This is a genomic window from Lentzea roselyniae (assembly GCF_039537795.1).
GTDB lineage: Bacteria > Actinomycetota > Actinomycetes > Mycobacteriales > Pseudonocardiaceae > Lentzea > Lentzea atacamensis.
Genome location: NZ_BAABBE010000054.1, coordinates 1 through 17,831, shown reverse-complemented (window position 1 = coordinate 17,831; position 17,831 = coordinate 1). Strand labels below are relative to the sequence as shown.

Annotated in this window: 16 protein-coding genes and 1 pseudogene; 5 read left to right on the top strand and 12 right to left on the bottom strand. The window is 68.2% G+C overall.

What is annotated here, in order from left to right:
• The first annotated feature begins 258 nt into the window (after positions 1-258).
• Positions 259-1,017, top strand: coding sequence for a bestrophin-like domain (locus ABFX45_RS43350; RefSeq protein WP_346136928.1), 759 nt, complete (start codon positions 259-261; stop codon positions 1,015-1,017).
• On the opposite strand, the gene ABFX45_RS43345 is transcribed toward ABFX45_RS43350, so the two are convergent.
• The 7 genes from ABFX45_RS43345 to nrdR form a co-directional block, all read right to left on the bottom strand.
• Complete coding sequence (locus tag ABFX45_RS43345; RefSeq protein WP_109640474.1) at positions 1,014-1,670, bottom strand: EcsC family protein; 657 nt, start codon at positions 1,668-1,670, stop codon at positions 1,014-1,016. The two genes, ABFX45_RS43350 and ABFX45_RS43345, sit on opposite strands and share 4 nt — an antisense overlap.
• A gap of 28 nt (positions 1,671-1,698) precedes the next feature.
• Positions 1,699-4,203 carry a PEP/pyruvate-binding domain-containing protein gene (locus ABFX45_RS43340; RefSeq protein WP_346136926.1) on the bottom strand — a complete coding sequence of 835 codons (2,505 nt, stop codon included), beginning with the start codon at positions 4,201-4,203 and terminating at the stop codon, positions 1,699-1,701.
• Positions 4,204-4,281: 78 nt separating this feature from the next.
• Positions 4,282-5,163: an ADP-ribosylglycohydrolase family protein gene (locus tag ABFX45_RS43335; RefSeq protein WP_346136924.1), complete on the bottom strand. Its 882-nt coding sequence runs from the start codon at positions 5,161-5,163 to the stop codon at positions 4,282-4,284.
• A 49-nt stretch (positions 5,164-5,212) separates the two neighbouring features.
• Positions 5,213-5,764 carry a hypothetical protein gene (locus ABFX45_RS43330; RefSeq protein ID WP_109640477.1) on the bottom strand — a complete coding sequence of 184 codons (552 nt, stop codon included), beginning with the start codon at positions 5,762-5,764 and terminating at the stop codon, positions 5,213-5,215.
• 13 nt (positions 5,765-5,777) lie between these two features.
• Positions 5,778-6,308, bottom strand: a complete 531-nt coding sequence (locus tag ABFX45_RS43325; RefSeq protein WP_346136922.1) for a hypothetical protein — start codon at positions 6,306-6,308, stop codon at positions 5,778-5,780.
• A 63-nt stretch (positions 6,309-6,371) separates the two neighbouring features.
• Complete coding sequence (locus ABFX45_RS43320; RefSeq protein WP_109640479.1) at positions 6,372-9,191, bottom strand: vitamin B12-dependent ribonucleotide reductase; 2,820 nt, start codon at positions 9,189-9,191, stop codon at positions 6,372-6,374.
• A gap of 62 nt (positions 9,192-9,253) precedes the next feature.
• On the bottom strand, positions 9,254-9,718 hold the full coding sequence (gene nrdR, locus ABFX45_RS43315; RefSeq protein WP_109640480.1) for a transcriptional regulator NrdR: 465 nt from the start codon (positions 9,716-9,718) through the stop codon (positions 9,254-9,256).
• Positions 9,719-10,024: 306 nt separating this feature from the next.
• On the opposite strand from nrdR, the gene ABFX45_RS43310 reads away from it, so the two are divergent.
• Together ABFX45_RS43310 and ABFX45_RS43305 are read left to right on the top strand one after the other, a co-directional pair.
• Complete coding sequence (locus ABFX45_RS43310) at positions 10,025-10,444, top strand: hypothetical protein (protein ID WP_346136919.1); 420 nt, start codon at positions 10,025-10,027, stop codon at positions 10,442-10,444.
• Positions 10,417-13,461, top strand: a complete 3,045-nt coding sequence (locus ABFX45_RS43305) for an AfsR/SARP family transcriptional regulator (protein WP_346136917.1) — start codon at positions 10,417-10,419, stop codon at positions 13,459-13,461. Before ABFX45_RS43310 ends, ABFX45_RS43305 begins: the two co-directional genes overlap by 28 nt.
• Positions 13,462-13,495: 34 nt before the next feature.
• Here the strand turns inward: ABFX45_RS43305 and ABFX45_RS43300 are convergent, their stop codons facing one another.
• From ABFX45_RS43300 to ABFX45_RS43290, 3 genes are all read right to left on the bottom strand, one after another.
• Entirely contained in the window at positions 13,496-13,903 is a 408-nt protein-coding gene (locus ABFX45_RS43300; protein WP_346136915.1) for a hypothetical protein, read from the bottom strand.
• Between the two features lie 22 nt (positions 13,904-13,925).
• Entirely contained in the window at positions 13,926-14,123 is a 198-nt protein-coding gene (locus ABFX45_RS43295) for a hypothetical protein (protein ID WP_146771913.1), read from the bottom strand.
• A 342-nt stretch (positions 14,124-14,465) separates the two neighbouring features.
• On the bottom strand, positions 14,466-14,738 hold the full coding sequence (locus tag ABFX45_RS43290) for a hypothetical protein (protein ID WP_146771912.1): 273 nt from the start codon (positions 14,736-14,738) through the stop codon (positions 14,466-14,468).
• 235 nt (positions 14,739-14,973) lie between these two features.
• On the opposite strand from ABFX45_RS43290, the gene lexA reads away from it, so the two are divergent.
• Entirely contained in the window at positions 14,974-15,651 is a 678-nt protein-coding gene (gene lexA, locus ABFX45_RS43285; RefSeq protein ID WP_211337647.1) for a transcriptional repressor LexA, read from the top strand.
• On the opposite strand, the gene ABFX45_RS43280 is transcribed toward lexA, so the two are convergent.
• Complete coding sequence (locus tag ABFX45_RS43280; protein WP_346136914.1) at positions 15,626-16,387, bottom strand: GbsR/MarR family transcriptional regulator; 762 nt, start codon at positions 16,385-16,387, stop codon at positions 15,626-15,628. The genes lexA and ABFX45_RS43280 overlap by 26 nt on opposite strands.
• A 184-nt stretch (positions 16,388-16,571) precedes the next feature.
• Here ABFX45_RS43280 and ABFX45_RS43275 point away from each other — a divergent pair, with 184 nt between their 5' ends.
• A complete protein-coding gene (locus ABFX45_RS43275) occupies positions 16,572-17,606 on the top strand; it encodes a cytochrome P450 (protein ID WP_346136912.1) in 1,035 nt (344 codons plus the stop codon).
• A 110-nt stretch (positions 17,607-17,716) separates the two neighbouring features.
• Here ABFX45_RS43275 and ABFX45_RS43270 read toward each other — a convergent pair.
• Positions 17,717-17,831: pseudogene (locus ABFX45_RS43270) on the bottom strand (IS5/IS1182 family transposase); the annotation flags it as partial.

The window sequence follows — 17,831 nt, the reverse complement described above, 5'->3', positions numbered from 1 at the left end:
ACGGACTTGAAATGCGTCACAGTTCGCCGGTGCAGCATGAGCAACCGTGCTGGTGAACGGCGCGGAAAGCACCAAAAGGGACGAGACGGCGCCCAAGGCACACATATTCCGCCCCCACCGGAATGGAGCAGTCCAATACGACAACCGGGTTGTTCTGCTGTTGCCGCGCATTCCCACCTGACCATTACTCGTTAACCAGACCGTGCTGTACCGGCCACAGTAGACCGTGGTCTAATCCCACACCAGAAAGGAGCCGAATTGAGCATTCACATCACCGGCCTGCTCTGGGTTCTCGGTGCGGCCGCACTGTCCGCCATCATCGTCGTCATCACACGTCGGTTCGGCTCGGAGGAAGTCGGCGAGAAGAACCTCGGCGCCGGCGGTTCGGTGTTCAGCATCGTCGCGGGCCTGCACGCCGTTCTGGCCGCCTTCATCCTCATCTCCCTGTTCGACGCGTCCAACAACGCGGAGGAACAGGTGCAGAGGGAGGCCAACTCGCTCGTCGCCATCGACTGGTCGTCCGACTCGCTGCCGGAACCCGCCAAGTCGAAAGTGGAGCAGCTGATCCGCACCTACGTCTCCACCGTCGTCGACGAGGAGTGGCCGCGCATGCGCGAGGGCGAGGACGTGGACAACAAGGGCTGGACCACGTTGAACCAGCTCAGGGAGACCATCGCGGCGGCCGCACCGGACGGCGGCTGGCAGGAGGACCGCAAGGCCGAGGCCGCGAACCAGCTTTGGGGGGTCTACGAGGCCAGGCAGGAGCGGCTGGACGCGGCGGGCAACGGCGTCAACCCGGTCGTGTGGTTCGCGCTGCTGATCGGCACCGCGCTCTCACTGCTGTTCCCGTACCTGTTCGGCGGACCGAACCTCATCTCTCAGCTGCTCATCACCATCACGCTGAGTTCGACGCTGGTTCTGCTGTTGTTCGCCATCTACCAGATGCAGAACCCTTTCAGCGGTGGTGTGCACATCCAGCCGGATGCGTTCAGTGCCGCACTCGACCGGCTGAGTTAGCGCGAATCGGCCGTTCCGTCCGCTTCTTCGATCTCCACGGACAGCACCTCGCCGTCGACGACCCCCGGCAACACGTCCGTGCGAGCGAAGTAGCGATTGGCGAATGCGCCGACCGCTCGGGTCGAGGCAGCGTCGACGCCACCGCCGATGACGCCGCCGAGGATCGGAACACCCTTCACCACGACCGTGCCGAGCTTTTTTGTACCGTATTTTGTGATGAGCGCCGACGCGGCCTTCTTGGTGAACTGCTTGATGCCGACTTTCTTGAACAGCTCGGTTCCGGCATTGCCGAGCAGGCACAGCAGGATGGCCGTCTGCACCTCTTCGCTGTCCACGTCGTGGCCGCGCAACGACGCGATGGACGCGATGAGGTGCGTCTGGATCACGTAGGCAGCAGCGACGTTGGACGGCAGCGAGATGGGCAGTGTGATCAGGCCGCCGAGGTTCGTGATGAAGCCCTGCGCGCCGGCCAGCGCCACGTGGGTGCGGATGAGGTGCTTGATCGCGTCGGCCTCGCTGCCCTTCTTGACCAGGGCGTCGGACGCGGCGTCGCGGGCACTCTTGAACGGGCCGAACCCGTCCACACCGGCGCGCAGCAGGTAGTCGGCGATGCCCTGCTGGACTTTGTTCAGCTCACCCTTGGACTCAGCCACAAACCCGAGATTACGCGTCCAGCTGGCACTACGAGACCTCAACCGGTTCATCGGCGAGTGTGGTGACCGCGCCCGTGCTGCCGTCCACGGTGATCCGCTCGCCGGTCTTGATCCGCGTCACGGCCTCCCGGACCCCCACCACCGCAGGGATCCCGTACTCCCGGGCGACGACCGCACCGTGCGAGTTCGCACCACCCATCTCCATCACGAGGCCGCCCGCCGTCAGGAACAACGGCGTCCAACCGGGATCCGTCGACGGTGCCACGAGGATCTCGCCGGGCTCGAGGTGCGCGCCGACCGGGTCCATGACGACCCGCGCGATGCCGGTGATCGTGCCCGCCGACGCCGGTGTGCCGACGAGGTCGCCCTCGGCCACCACCCCGTGGTGCACCGCTTCCGGCTCAGTGCCGTCGGACAGCAGCACGCGCGGGATGTGCCGGCGCCGCATCTCGCGGTCGTAGACCTCACGCCGCGACGCGACCACCGAGCGCAGATCCCCTTCCCTGGAGCGCATTTCCTCGAAGTTCAGGAAGAACACGTCGTCCGCGCTGTCGAGGCGGCCATCCGCGACGAGCTGGTCACCGGCCTGCGCGATGCGCTTGCGCAGCACGCCGAACAGGGTGATGATCAGGTACTTCGGGTACTCGCGCAGGCCCGCGAGCAACCTGGTGCGCCGCAACGCGAAGCGCACGAACCAGCCGCGCCCCCGGGCTCGGCGCGCCAGAGTCTCGATCATCGCCTCGGCTTCGGCGGCGCCGCGGGCGAACACCGCGTCCGGGTGCGCCTTTTCGTCCTCCAGGCGCAGGAAGTTCCGCACGACGCCGATGACGTACGCCGGGTCGTCGGACCACCTGGGCAGGCCGAGGTCGATCTCCGCCACGGCCCGATGACCCCACTTCGCGAGGAACCGGTCCAGGGCGGCGGGGCGTTCGCCGTTCTGGAACTGCCGCAGCGCAACGGGATCGTGCCTGATCTCCTGGGCGAGGTCCCACATCGCCATGTCCATCTCGGTGGTGATGTTGTTCGGCAGGCCGCGCAGGATGGTCTGCAGTTCGCCCGGCTTCGTCTTCACGACCTTGCCGACGAGCCCGAGCAGGGCGAACCCGACCAGTGCGGTCGGGGCCAGCCCGGGCAGCACCGGGACGGTGCACTGCTGCAGCGCCTGCTCGATCGAGAGGTTCGCGGACCTGTCGAGGATCTCGCGCTCCATCTTCAACGCGTTCCGCGCGGCCTTCTCCGGATTGGTCAGCGCCTTCATCACGATCACGGGTGCGTGGAAGCGGCCTGCGAGCCGCAGCACACGCTTGAGAGCAGGCGTCGGTGACGAGTTCCTGATCGCGAACCGCGGGTCGTCGAACAGGCTGCGCAGCACTTCGGAGGAGCGCGCCTCCATCACGCCGAGCAGGCGCGTGATGAACTCACGGCCGACTCGGCTCTGCAGAACCTTGGTGACGTCGAAGAAAATGCGTTCGCCGCTCTCCACATAGGACTTGCTCTTCGGATCGCCGATCACGATCTCGAAGGCGGACTTGGAGATCTCGCGGAACGCCGCGCGTCCCATCGGCGTGATCGGACGTTCCAGTCCCTGCGCGAGACTGAAGCAGAAGTAGACGTGAGCGTTGCCGTCGGGGTTGTCCGGCAACGGGAACAGCGTCGTGATCGGCCGCGCCTGGGTGAGGTGCAGCTCGCCGTCGGCGTCGATCGCCCACTCGGTGTCCTGCGGCGAGCCGTAGTGGGCCTGCACCTTGCGGCCGAGGACGGCGAGCGCGTGAATCTGGCCGTCGGTGAGGCACGGCTCCTCGTTCTCACCGATGTCGACGTGCTCGGTGCCGCCGCCGGGCAGTGAGCGGATGACGAGCTTCTTGTCGCCCAGGCGCCTCTCGGCGATCTCTGCACCGTCGACGACGAAGTGGTCCGGGTTGACAGCGCCCGACACCACCGCCTCGCCGAGGCCGGGGCTCGCGTCGATGACGATCTGGTCGCGCTTGCCGGTCACCGGGTTCGCCGTGAACATCACGCCGGAGACCGCGGACTGCACCATTCGTTGCACCACAACGGCGAGATACGTCGTGGTGTGGTCGATGCCGTTCGTTTCGCGGTAGCTGACCGCGCGGTCGGTCCACAGCGATGCCCAGCAGCGGCGCACCGCGTCGACCACCGCGTCCTCGCCGACGACGTTGAGGAACGTGTCCTGCTGGCCCGCGAAGCTCGCGAACGGCAGGTCCTCCGCCGTGGCACTGGACCGCACGGCGACCGGCACGCTGTCGCCGAGCTTGCGGTACTCGGCGACGATCGCGTCCCGGATCTCCTGCGGCACCGCGGTTTCGAGCAACGTCCTGCGGGCGTTCTCCGGAGTGGTGCTCGCCAGCTCGTCCGCCTCCGCGACGGCGCGATAGGCGTCCGTGGTGACGCAGAAACCCTGCGGCACCGGAAGTCCCGCCCTGGTGAGCTCCCCCAGGTTCGCAGCCTTGCCTCCAACGACGGCGAGCATCGTGCCGTCGATGGCCCCGAAATCCACGCAGTAGGCGTCCATGACACCGAGGCTACGAGGGTTCGGCCAGAAACTCAACACGTGATGAATAAATCACTCACCTGGGGTTGAACGCCCTGGTCAACGGCGCACCCAGTCCGGGAGCTCCTCACGTTCCGCGACCCACTCCAGCGGCGGCCGGCCGACGATGCCGCCGACGATCGCGGCGGTGGTGTCCACGTCTCCCCCGGCTTGCACACAGGTCGTGACGGCTTTGCGGTAGTCGTCGAGGTGGTGCGCCGCGACCCACAGCGTGAACGGCACGGTGTCCTGGGCCGTCACGCGGGAGCCGTTGCCGAGGACGTACGCGGCCTCCTCCGCAGTCCTGATCTTGCGCGCCTTCTCGATCCCTTTGCGCACGAAGGAGCCTTCTTCGAGGTGGTCGAGCACGCCGCCGAGCAGGTCTCGCCCGGTGCCGGTCAGACGTGCCTTCGCCGCGATGGCCGCGGCGTGTGCCACAGCCACTCCGCCCGCGATGCCCTCCGGATGCTGATGGGTGACCTCGCTGGCTCTGATGGCTTGCGCGGTCAGGGTTTCCGCCTCGTTGACGAAGTAGGCGCCGAGCGGAGCGATCCGCATCGCGGCACCGTTGCCGCACGAGCCCTGCCCGTTGAACGCGCTGCCGGCCGCCTCTTTCCACGGCGTGCCTTGGCGAATCTTGCGGAGGATGGTGAAGGCGCCCGCGCCGTACCCGCGATAGGGCTCGCAGCGGTGGGCGAACGTCGCCGCGAGCCGGTCCCTGTCGATGTCACCGTGATCACGGAGCTCGGCGACGAGGTTGCAGGCCATTTCGGTGTCGTCGGTCCACTCCCAGGGCCCTCGTGGCGGCTTGCCTGCCACGAGGTCGGAGAGCGAGCGGCCGACCATGAAGAACTGTGCGCCCAGAGCGTCGCCGACGGAGAGCCCGTTCAGCGAGTCGTATGCGAGGTCCAGGCGCGCACGTGCATGCAGAACGATGCGCATCGTCTGTCAGTTTATCTTGCCCCGCAACGCATTTCAGGACGCGCGAAGGTCAACGCGCGTGCCCGGCGGGTGTGAAGACGAAGCTGTCGCGGAACCCGCCGTCACCGCGCCGCGTGGCCATCAACCGCAGCTCCGGCATGAAGTGGAAGAACACGAGCGACCCCGACCGGTCCGGGTAGCCGAGCGTCTTCGAGTACTTGGGATTCGTGCCGCCCAGCCACAACGGCGGCTCGCCGTACTCCGCGATCACGTCGTCCAGCACGCAGTCCGACTCGCCGAGCACACCGGGAATCCAGCTGTCCGCGTCCAGCGACAGCCAGCCCTGCCGATGCGCGAGATCCGCGTACACCGACGCCATGACGTCCTCGCTGCGGTGACCCAGCGCCTCGTGCACGGCGCCGCTCACCATCGCCGCGTTGGCCGCTCCCCGCTTCACCAAGGCGTCGAGCTCGGCCTGCCACCGGTCCGTGCGGTCGTCGGCGAACGCCAGCGCGTCGAGCAACGTGAGGATGACCGGCTCGCCGCCGTACATGCCGGGGCGGCGGACAGCGGCGTTGAGCTGGCCGAGCAGGTAGCCGCGTAGGTCGTCGAACGAGCGCATTCCGGTTGTTCTATCACCCGGCGGGTCTGACGAGCAGCGCGGGCACCCACAGGAAGACCTTGGGATCACCGAGCTCCGACGCGGTGAGCCACCGCGCCGCCAGCCGAGCCTGCTCCACGTCCTGGATCAGGCCGTGCTCTCCGGGAACCACGCCTGTCGCGTCACGGACATCGTCCACCAGACCGCCGAGACACACCCACGTGTGCCACACCGAAGGACCTGAATCCCAGCCGACGAGCTCACAACCGAGCACGTCGCCGCAGGGCATCGGTTCCCCGGCGAGCAACCGGTCCGGTATGCCGGCCGCGCCGATCGGCTCGAACTTCTCGAAGTCCGCCAGCAGCGCCGGGACGTCCTCGCGGGGAAACCCGACCGCGAACAGCTGCCCCGAACTCGGGCACGCCTGCTCGGCCAGTGCGCGATCGGTGAAGAACATCTCCCAGTTGTACGAGTCGGCCCCGACGATGTCCGTCATGCACTCGCTCATCGACACCAGGCCGTCGTCGGCGATCACCACCCGATAACCGGCGAACACGTAATCCATGGCGCACCCCGGAAAAGGAGAATGGGCGGCCCCGCGGAGCCGCCCATTCAACACGCGATCAGATCAGCTGCAGCCGGACGTACTGCCGCAGCCCTCGCACAGGTAGCAGGACCCGGCCGGACGCATCTTCGTGCCACAGGTCATGCACAGCGGCGCGTCAGCCGCCTTGCCCAGGTGCAGCTCCAGGAGCTCCGTCGAGCTGCCGACCTGCTTGGGGGCGGAGGACTCGACCTGAGCCGGAGCGGCCTCCACCGATCCACGCAGACCCTCGATGTCCACTTCGGACGACGTGGGCGCGCCGTACTCGCCGGCCACCTGCGCGGAACGCTCGTCGGCCGTGAAGATGCCGAGCTGCGCGCGCTTGTCGTACGGCAGGTAGTCCAGCGCCAGGCGGCGGAACAGGTAGTCCAGCACCGACGTGGCGATCCGCACGTCCGGGTCGTCGGTCATGCCCGCCGGCTCGAAGCGCAGGTTCTGGAACTTCGAGACGTAGAACTCGAGCGGGATGCCGTACTGCAGACCCACCGAGATGGACATCGAGAACGCGTCCATCACGCCGGCCAGCGTCGAACCCTGCTTGCCCAGCTTGACGAAGATCTCGCCGAGGCCGTTGTCCGGGTAGGAACCGGCGTGCAGGTAACCCTCCGCGCCACCGACCGTGAACGACACGGTCTGCGACGGGCGCTTCTTCGGCAGGCGCTTGCGGACCGGGCGGTACTCGACGACCGTCTCGGACTTCTTCTCCTCGCCGGCCTTCGCGCCCTTGCCCGCGGACAGCGGCTGGCCGACCTTGCAGTTGTCGCGGTAGATCGCGAGCGCCTTCAGGCCGAGCTTCCAGCCCTGGTAGTAGATCTCCTCGACGTCCTCGACCGTGGCGGTCTCCGGCATGTTGACCGTCTTGGAGATGGCGCCGGACAGGAACGGCTGCGTGGCCGCCATCATCCGCACGTGGCCCATCGGCGCGATGGAACGCTCGCCCATCGCGCAGTCGAAGACCTCGTAGTGCTCGCGGCGCAGACCCGGCGCGTCGATGACGTGGCCGTGCTCGCCGATGAACTCGACGATCGCCTCGATCTGCTCTTCCTGGTAGCCCAGCGACTTCAGCGCACGCGGCACCGTCTGGTTGACGATCTGCATCGAGCCGCCGCCGACGAGCTTCTTGAACTTGACCAGGGCCAGGTCCGGCTCGATACCGGTGGTGTCGCAATCCATCATCAGGCCGATGGTGCCGGTCGGGGCCAGCACGGACGCCTGGGCGTTGCGCCAGCCGTTCTTCGTGCCGATCGCCAGCGCCTGCTGCCACGCCTCGGTCGCGACCTTGTGCACCGACGAGTCGTTCGCGTGGTACGTGCGGATCAGGTCGTTCGCGGCGGCGTGCTTGCGCATGACCCGCTGGTGCGCGGTCTCGTTGCGCTTGTAGCCCTCGTACGGGCCGACGATGCCCGCGAGCTCGGCGGAACGGCGGTACGAAACACCGGTCATCAGCGAGGTGATGGTCGCGGCGAGCGCGCGGCCACCCTCGGAGTCGTACGCGTGGCCGGTCGCCATCAGCAGCGCACCGAGGTTGGCGTAGCCGATGCCGAGCTGGCGGAACTTGCGGGTGGTGTCCGCGATCGGCTCGGTCGGGAAGTCCGCGAAGCAGATCGAGATGTCCATCGCGGTGATGATCAGCTCGACGGCCTTGGCGAACGTGACGGCGTCGAACTTGCCGTCGTCACCGAGGAACTTCATCAGGTTCAGCGACGCGAGGTTGCAGCTCGAGTTGTCGAGGTGCATGTACTCCGAGCACGGGTTGGACGCGGTGATGCGGCCCGACTCGGGGCAGGTGTGCCAGTCGTTGATCGTGTCGTCGTACTGGATGCCGGGGTCGGCGCACTCCCACGCGGCCTTCGCGAGCTTGCCGAACAGCGTCTTGGCGTCGACGCGCTCGATGACCTCACCGGTCTGACGCGCGCGCAGGCCGAAGTCGCCACCGTTCTCGTAGGCGTGCATGAACTCGTCCGACACGCGGATCGAGTTGTTCGCGTTCTGGTACTGCACCGACACGATGTCCGCGCCGCCGAGGTCCATGTCGAACCCGGCGTCACGCAGCGCGCGGATCTTGTCCTCTTCGCGCGCCTTGGTCTCGATGAACTCCACGACGTCCGGGTGGTCGACGTCGAGCACGACCATCTTCGCGGCACGACGGGTGGCGCCACCGGACTTGATGGTGCCCGCCGACGCGTCGGCGCCGCGCATGAACGACACCGGGCCGGACGCGGTGCCGCCGGAGGACAGCAGCTCCTTCGACGAACGGATGCGCGAGAGGTTCAGGCCGGCACCGGAGCCGCCCTTGAAGATCAGGCCCTCCTCGCGGTACCAGTTCAGGATCGACTCCATGGTGTCGTCGACCGCGAGGATGAAGCACGCGCTGACCTGCTGCGGCGAGCTGGTGCCGACGTTGAACCACACCGGCGAGTTGAAGCTGAACACCTGGTGCAGAAGCATGTAGGTGAGCTCGTGCTCGAAGATCTCCGCGTCCTGCTCGGAGGCGAAGTAGCCGTGCTCCTTGCCCGCGCCCACGTAGGTCTTCACCACGCGGTCGATCAGCTGGCGCAGCGACTGCTCGCGCTTCTCGCTACCAACGGCACCGCGGAAGTACTTGCTGGTGACGATGTTGGTGGCGTTCACCGACCAGAACTCGGGGAACTCGACACCGCGCTGCTCGAAGTTCACCGAGCCGTCGCGCCAGTTCGTCATGACGACGTCGCGGCGCTCCCAGGTGACCTCGTCGTAGGGGTGGCGGCCTTCGGTGGTGTAGACGCGCTGGACCTTCAGCGCGGCAGGCTTGGCAGCCGCCCGTGCGGCTGTCTTCTTGGCTGAGCCGCCGACGGTCTCGGTCACGGTGGATCTCCCTCGTGCTGGTGCTTAGAAGTTGTGGACGCGCGCGCTGTGCTGCGCGCGGATCACTGCCCGGCTTCGGCGGCGCGTGCAGTGCGAAGATCAAGAATTTCCTTCTCGAAGTCCTCGACGGACGAGAAGGATCTGTAGACGCTCGCGAAGCGCAGATAAGCGACTTCGTCGAGCTCGCGCAGGGGGCCGAGAATGGCGAGGCCCACCTCGTGACTCGGGATTTCCGCACATCCCGTCGACCGGATCGACTCTTCCACTCGCTGGGCGAGCTGCTGGAACGCGTCCTCGTCGACCGGGCGGCCCTGGCACGCCCTGCGTACACCGACGACAACCTTGTCGCGGCTGAACGGCTCCGTCACCCCGGAGCGCTTGACCACGGCGAGAACCGCTTCTTCGACCGTGGTGAACCTGCGGCTGCAGCTGTTGCAGGAGCGACGACGACGGATCACCTGACCCTCGTCGACCTCACGGGAGTCCACCACCCGCGAGTCCGAATGACGGCAAAAAGGACACCGCACGCCTGTTCACCCCTCCCCGGCGCAGCACCGGCCGCAGCAGCCGCACAGGTTGGAGTTACCCACAACCTGTGGACTACTTACAACGGTGTAACCACTAGATGTAGGGGTAGAACCTAGATCGCAACGCAAGAGGTTGCAACTCGACACGGCGTGTCGGGCGACACTCGGATGGAGGAATCCGAGATGAACTGCGGCTACTACGCACCGGCGTCGGCACGTGACCCTCGCGCAACCCCCGAGGCGGCGCTCGCGTGATATTCCTGTGGCGCGTCACTCGGGTGGCGCAACGATCAGAGGGAGATCATCTTGGGGGCTGGGGTGAAGAGGGCAGCACTGGTGGCCCTGTTGCTCGCCGCGAGCGGCGCAGTGACACCTGCGGCACACGCCGCCACGGCGTCGGTGACCGCCAGGTGCACGGACGGAGACTTCAACGGCAGGTTCACGCTTTGGTATGACCTCGGCGCGGAGTACGGGCTGAGGAAGGGCCGGGGCGCGGCCGGTCCGTACATCGCCGACACCGGTGCGATGCACGTCCGGGTCTACCACCGCGTGGGCGCCACGCAGAACACGGTGCTCACGCGGTCGAGGACCGGCCTGAAGTCGGACGAGGCCGCCGAGGTGCCCGTCAACCGCTCGTCGGTGCCGCGCTCCGGGCGTGCCTGGGTCGAGGTGAAGTTCACCGACAGCAGCGGCGCGAAGTGCACGGCCGAGAAGGACCTGCGCTGAGGTATCTGCTGCTCGGACCGGTCACGGTCCTCGGTCCGGCCGGGCCGGTGCGCCCGGCCGGACCGAAACAGGCATCGGTGCTGGCAGCACTGCTGCTCAGCCCCGGCCGGGTCGTGCCGGAGGACCGGCTGATCGACCTGACCTGGGGTGAGCAGGCGCCGCGCAGCGCCCGCGGCCGCCTGCAGGTGCATGTGTCCGACCTGCGCAAACTGCTCGGCGCCGACGTGATCACGCGCGGCGCTTCCGGCTACTCGATCGAGGTCGCGCCCGGCGAACGCGACCTCGACCTGTTCGACGACGCCGTCGCCCACGCCAGGACGCTGACCGGTGAGGCCGCCATCGCACGGCTGCGCGAGGCACTCGCGTTGTGGACGGGCACGCCGCTCGACGGCGTGAGCGACGAGCTGGCCGAGCTGGAACGCCCGGCGCTGGTCGAACGAAGGCTCGCGATCGTCGAGGAACTGCACGAGCTCCAGATCGCCGAGGGCCACCACGCGGAAGCGGCCGGCGGCCTGCGCAAGCTCGTCGACGAGCACCCGTACCGCGAACGGCTGCGCGCGGCGCTGATGCTCGCGCTGCACCGGTGCGGACGGACCGCCGAGGCGCTGGAGGTGTACTCCCAGGGCCACGAGCTGCTGACGTCCGAGCTCGGCATCGAACCAGGACAGGCGTTGCGGGACGCGCAGCTGCGTGTCCTGCGCGGCGAGGAACAGGCGCCCGTCCCGGCCTTCACCGAAGTGCGGCCCGCCGAACTTCCGCTGGCCACACGGGGTTTCGCGGGTCGCGCCGCAGGGCTTGCCGCGCTGGAGGATGGCGAGGACGGCGTTTGGCTGATCACCGGCACCGCTGGTGTCGGAAAGACCGCGCTCGCTGTTCGGTGGGCGCACGCGGCTCGCGACCGCTACCCCGACGGGCAGCTGTACGTGAACCTGCGCGGATTCGACGCCGACGACGAACCGCTCAGCCCGACCGCCGCTTTGGCGCAGCTGTTGCGTGCGCTCGGTGCCACACCGTCCGAATCGGACGACCAAAGTGGACTGTTCCGCTCGTTGCTTGCGGATCGGAAAGCGTTGGTGGTGCTGGACAACGCGCGTGACGCCGCTCAGGTGCTGCCACTCCTGCCGTCGTCCGGCCGCGTGCTGGTGACCAGCAGACACCGGCTGGGTGACCTGGTCGCCCGCACCGGCGCTCGCACGATCACCCTGGCGCAGCTCCCGGAACACGACTCGCACGCGCTGCTCGTCTCGGCGCTCGGCGCGGACCGAGTGGCCGCCGAACCCGCTGCCGCGGCCGCACTGGCCGAGGTGTGCGGGCACCATCCGCTCGCGTTGCGCATCGCCGCGGCCAACGTCGGCACGAGCATCGAGTCAGCGGTCGCGGAGCTGCGCGCCGACCCTCTGCTCGCCTTCGACGGCGCGGAGCAGAGCGCGGTCACCACGGCGTTCTCCGTGTCCTACCAAGCACTTCCGGCCGATCAGCAGCGGCTGTTCCGGTTGCTCGGGGTCGTACCCGGACCGGACTTCACACCGCACAACGCGGCCGCGCTGCTCGGCACCGACGCAGGCGTGGCGACCCGGCTGCTGCGCGGCCTGAGTGCCGCGAACCTGGTCGAGGCGCATGCGCCGGGCCGCTACCGGTTCCACGACCTGGTCCGCCGCTACGCCGAGGAGCGCTCGGACACCGAGGAGACCACGCCCGCGTGGGAGAGGCTGTTCGCCGGCTACCTCGCAGCAGCCGACGCGGCTGTGACGAAGCTGGGCAAGCGGGTCGTGTCGCTCCCCCGTGACGACGAACCCGCCGAGAGCCCTGTGCGGTTCGCGAACAGTGCGGAAGCCGTGGCGTGGCTCGACGTCGAGGCGCCCAACCTGGTCGCCGCGTTGCGGCGGGCCGCGGTGACCGGCCCGCGCCCGCAGGTCTGGTACCTGGCCGACGCGGTGCGGCGGTTCTTCCACGACCACGGCAGGCGCGCCGAGTGGCTGGAGCTCGCGTCGGTGCTGTTGCCGGCGGCCCAGCGGCACGGGGCGCATGCTGCGGAAGCGTTGCTGCGCCTGACCATGGGCGGCGCAGCCTTCCGCGAGGGCCGGCACACCGACGGTGTCGCGCACACCGAGGAGGCTGCGCGGGCCAGCCGCACGTGCGGCTGGCGCGAGTGCGAGGCGACGGCCGTGTCGAACCTCGGGTCGATGCTCGACTGGACGGGCAGGCTCGCCGAGGCGGTCGAGCACAGCCTCCGCGCGATCGAGCTGTTCCGCGAACTCGGGAACTCTTCAGGGGAAAGTCACGCGCTGAACTCATTGAGCTGTCACTACCGGCAGCTCGGCAGGCTGGCCGAGGCCAGGGAGTGCCTCGACGAGTCGGTCCGGTTGTGTCGCAAGGATTCTCTCGCTTTCTGGGAGGCCGCCAACCTGGCGGACCTCGGGTCGGTGCTGCTGGCGCTCGGCGACGTCGCCGACGCCGAGCACACGCTGCTGCTCGCGCTGGAGTCGTTCCGCGAGCAGGGATCCCGCTTCGGTGAGGCGACCGCGCTCAGCGGGCTGTGCGCCGTCCACCTCACCCGTGACGACCACGACACGGCCCGCCGGACCGCCGCCGAGGCGCTGGAGTGCGCCCGTCAGGACGGCGACCAGCAGGCCGAGGCGGTGGCGTTGATCGGGCTGGGCCGCGCGACGTCCGCGCGGGAACACCTGGTGCGGGCAGTGGAGATCGCGACGCGGTCCGGCCTGCGCGGTCTGGAGGCGGAGGCGTCCGCCGCGCTCGCCCACGTCCTGGCCGCAACCGATCCGGCGGCGGCGCGGCCGCACGCGACCGCCGCCCTCGACGTGGCACGAGCGGGCGGGTTCCGGCTCCTGGAGGCGGAGGCGCTGCTCGCCGTCGCCGCCGTGGAGTCCGCCTCCGGTGGGGGCGCGCAGGCCGGACACGCGGTGCGGGAGGCCCTGCACATCTGGCGCGACACCGGGCACGTCACCGGCGTCGCACGCGCGACGCGCACCCTGGAAGGCCTCACCGCGCGGTCGTGAGCGGGGTTGGTGACACCCGCTCACGACCGTGCTCTTAAGCCTCGCCCGTGTCGGTGTCGCAGTACTTGAGCGGAGCGCCCTTCTCCTTTTGCAGACACACCTGCAGGTACACCGTGGTGCCCTCGGGGACGTTGATGTCGTTCGGGTACTTGGTGCAGTTGAGCCGCGGGTCCTGGTGGTGGCCCGTGTGGTGCCACACCTTGCGCTCGTGCTTGACACCGTTGTGCGTCCAGGTGAGGCGGCCGCGCACGCCGAGGTCGTCGTAGTCCCGGTCGCACACCGCGAAGTGCTCTCCGTAGGCGCGGAACCAGGCCATGCCGCCCTTGGCGCCGGGGTCGTCGCTGTAGACCTCGACGTCCTTGGCGGCGCTGGCCGCCGGTGTCATCGACAGCAGGGTGCCGACGGCGATCGTCGCGGCCGCGACGACTCGTCCCATCTTCATGCTCGTTTCCCTCTCGGTGTTTCTATCGGGGAGCCAGCACGCGGAGCACTCCGGCGTGCGCCTTCTCCACGAGCGAGGTGTTGGCGAAGTAGTTCCAGCAGCTGCCGCTGGTGTTGGAGCCGGTGCACGCGCCGTCGCGGTGGCCTTCGGTGGCGTTGCGCAGCAACTCGCCGCTCAAGCGGACGGTGACGTGCGTGAAGATGACCTTCCAGCCGCACACCCGCATAGGACACCGGCGACTCGGCAGGATTCGCGAGTACGCGGTCCATCGCGAGCGCGGCTCGCGTGGAGTCCGGCAGCGGCGCCTCGTCCTCACGTGGATCGTGCGTGATGACGGCGACCGCGATGCCGGTCGTGGGCTGAACGCCGGTGATGGGAGCGGCCTGCGCGGGAACGGCGCTGTTCGCGCTCACCACACCGATGATCGCGGGTCTCACCGCAACGTCAGGCGGTCACCGCGGTGGTGGGTGTGCTTCGCCATGGTGCCTCCGGGGATGGTCTCGTCTGTCGCACCGAATGGTGGACAGGGCCACTTCCGAGAGGCTTCGGTTTCGCTTCGGTCTTACGGGGTGACGCCGGCCTGCTGCAGGTAGAGCACGCCGAGGGCGATGATCGTCAACGCGCTCAGCACGCCGACGGCGAGGAGTTCGAGCGCGGACTCACGCTTGGGCCGGACGTCGCACGAACTGGAGTCACGTGACGAGGGCACCGCGACCGGACGCGGTTTGGTCGCCGGGCGCCGCGGCATGACACGAGGACCCGAACGGAGTGGACGTCCCGCTACGACGTCCGCGTCCTCGACAACACGCAACCGCTTCTCGACGATTACCGCCATGACGCCCTCCATCGCAGGTCAAGCACCATGATCGAACAGGGGTTCGATCGAACGTCCGTGCGAATTTCTACCAGACCGACCCGCCGGACGCCACAACACGCGCCCAAATACCTCGAACAGGTGTTTGATCTGTGCAGCAAACACGACTACCGTCGACCATGAAGATCGACGGAATGCCGGAATCCCATTCGAACTGGGGGCGGCGAGGAGGACAGCGACCGTGGCAGGCAAGACGATCGACCCGGACCCCGCTCTTGTGGAGCCAGAGGTGAGCGAGATCGCGGGAAACGCCGGCCTGACCCTGCGTCAGCGCAAGGTGCTCGACGTGATCCGTGACTGGGTCGACCGCTTCGGCTACCCGCCGAGCGTGCGGGAGATCGGCGAGGCCGTGGGCCTCACGTCGACCTCCTCGGTCGCGTACCAGTTGCGCGCGCTGGAGCGGAAGGGCTTCCTGCGCCGCGACCCGAACCGCCCGCGCGCGGTCGGGATGCTGCCCGCGGAGATCGACCCGGGCCTCGACCCGATGTCCAAGCCGACCCCCGCGTACGTGCCGATGGTCGGCCGGATCGCGGCCGGTGGCCCGATCCTGGCGGAGGAGTCGATCGAGGACGTGTTCCCGCTGCCGCGCGAGATCGTCGGCGAGGGCGAACTGTTCCTGCTGCGCGTCGTCGGTGACTCGATGATCGACGCCGCCATCACCGACGGCGACTGGGTCGTCATCCGCAAGCAGCCGACCGCCGACCAGGGCGAGATCGTCGCCGCCATGATCGACGGCGAGGCGACCGTGAAGACGTTCAAGCGCAAGGACGGCCACGTGTGGCTGATGCCTCACAACCCGGCCTACCAGCCGATCAACGGCGACGAGGCCACCATCCTCGGCAAGGTTGTCACCGTGCTGAGGCGTCTCCCGTAGCTCTGTCCCGGGCCTTCTCGCGGGCTCGCTTCTTCTTCTCGAAGAAGTCGAGCCACTTCTTCCTGGTGGACTCCATGTCCACCACGACGAACGCGAAGAACTGCCCCATGTCCTTGAGGCGTGCGCCCACGGGGGTGTCGAGACCGAAGATCTCGGCACCCTCCAGCGCGGTGTGCGCCCACACGGAGTTGCGTTCCGCGCTGCTCAACCACGCGCGGTACCAGATGTCGTCGTCGAGGAAGTAGCGCATGCGCTTGCCGTCGCGCTCGCTGCGCAACAGCCCGAGATCCTGCAGGTAGCTCGTCGACCGCGACACCGTGCCGGGACTCACCGACAGCCGCAGCACCAGCTCGGTCGCCGACAGGCTGCCCTTGTCCACCATGAAGATCTCGGCCAGGATCCGCGCCGCCGTCTTCGGGATGCCCGTCTGCACGAACGACGCGACCAGCCTCAGGTGGAACTCCTGCACCTCTCCGGGACTGCGCCCGAACGAGTACGCCTCGTCGTCGACGTCGAGATCTTCCACCGCGGGCATCCGACGCATCGCCCGCTCGCTCGCCGCCAGGTGCGCGGCGCCCGGCCGGTAGTTGTTGTGACCCCCGTTGCGAGCCACTTCCCGCTGGATCGTCGAGGCCGGCCTTTGCAACCGCCTCCCGATTTCGGAGTACCCCAGCCCGTCCCACAGCCACTGGGCGATGAGCTGCCGTTCCTCTTGATCTAGCCGCTTACCAGGCACAACCTCATCGTGCCTTGCGCTCCAAGCCATTGCAATGAGTCTTTTGACTTCGTCCGCAAACGTTTTTAGCTTGCAAGAAGGAGAAAGATCTCGTTGCAAGGGGGAGGCAATGACACTCAGCCCGATGACGTACCCGGACGGGCACGTCGGCTGACGAGCACATGACTACGCGACCGTGCGCGCCGTGCTCGCCGACAACCGCTTCAGCATCCGCCCGGACCTGATGCACAACCCGTTCGGTCCGGGCAGCCCCGGCGACGCGCCGCCGTCGCCGCCCGGCGCGTTCACCGACCACGACCCGCCGGACCACACCCGCTACCGCAGCAAGCTGACCGGTCAGTTCACCGTCCGGCGGATGCGGCTGCTCGCCGAGCGGCTCGAAGCCATCACGGCCGAGCACCTGGAGGAGCTCGCGGCGCAGGGCTTGCCCGCGGACCTGGTGGAGCACTTCGCGGTGCCGGTGCCGGCCCTGATGATCTGCGAACTGCTGGGCGTCCCGTACGAGCGCCGCACGGAGTTCCAGCAGGACGCCGTCCTGCTGGCCGGTGGCAGCGGCGCGGAGCCCGGCGAGGCGGAGGCGATGTTCGCCGCGTTCGGACGGCTCCAGCAGTTCATGCTGGAGATGGTCGCGGCGAAACACGCGAACCCGACCGACGACCTGCTGAGCGACCTGGTCAACGCGGACAGCGACCTCACCAACGACGAAATGGCCTCGATGGGCATGGCGTTGCTCGGCGGCGGCCTCGACACGACGACGAACATGCTGTCGCTCGGCACGCTGGAACTGCTCCGCGACCAGGCGAGAGTCGCCGCGATGCTCGCCGATTCCGAGGCCGCCGTCGAAGAGCTCCTGCGATATATCAGCCTGACTCCGGCCACCGTCCGCACAGCGCTGGAAGACGTCGAGATCGACGGCGTCCTCGTGCGCGAGGGCGACACCGTCCTCGTCGAGCTGCGATCCGCGAACCACGACTCGGCCCGCTACACCGAGCCCGAACTCCTCGACCTGACCCGTGGCGCGGCCGGGCACCTCGCGTTCGGCCACGGCATCCACCAGTGCATCGGCCAGCACCTCGCCAGGATCGAGCTGAAGATCGCCTTTCCCGGCCTCTTCACCCGCTTCCCGAAGCTGCGCCTCGCCGTCCCCGATGACGAACTCCCCCACCGGGCGAGCCTCGTGATCGGCGGCCTGGAACGCATGCCCGTCGCCTGGGACTGAGCCCCGAACCGACCACCCGAAACTGATATATCGGCCGACAGGCCCGCCTCCAACTGCCTTAGCAATGACTCCTTTGACGACGAGGTTAAAAGAGTCATTGCTTAGAGTTCCTAACAGAGGGTTTTGACGTGTCGGTAGCAGATCACGCAGGTAGCCAGGCCGAGGAACGCCTCGTGAATATCGTCGCGGCGTTCCCAGCGGATGCGAAGGCGCCGCATGCCGTGG

What these genes read in the sequence shown, in the direction of transcription:
- ABFX45_RS43290 (WP_146771912.1), bottom strand. Translation starts at nt 14,738, where the DNA reads ATGGCGGTAATCGTCGAGAAGCGGTTGCGTGTTGTCGAGGACGCGGAC.
- ABFX45_RS43340 (WP_346136926.1), bottom strand. Translation starts at nt 4,203, where the DNA reads ATGGACGCCTACTGCGTGGATTTCGGGGCCATCGACGGCACGATGCTC.
- ABFX45_RS43335 (WP_346136924.1), bottom strand. Translation starts at nt 5,163, where the DNA reads ATGCGCATCGTTCTGCATGCACGTGCGCGCCTGGACCTCGCATACGAC.
- ABFX45_RS43325 (WP_346136922.1), bottom strand. Translation starts at nt 6,308, where the DNA reads ATGGATTACGTGTTCGCCGGTTATCGGGTGGTGATCGCCGACGACGGC.
- ABFX45_RS43330 (WP_109640477.1), bottom strand. Translation starts at nt 5,764, where the DNA reads ATGCGCTCGTTCGACGACCTACGCGGCTACCTGCTCGGCCAGCTCAAC.
- ABFX45_RS43300 (WP_346136915.1), bottom strand. Translation starts at nt 13,903, where the DNA reads ATGAAGATGGGACGAGTCGTCGCGGCCGCGACGATCGCCGTCGGCACC.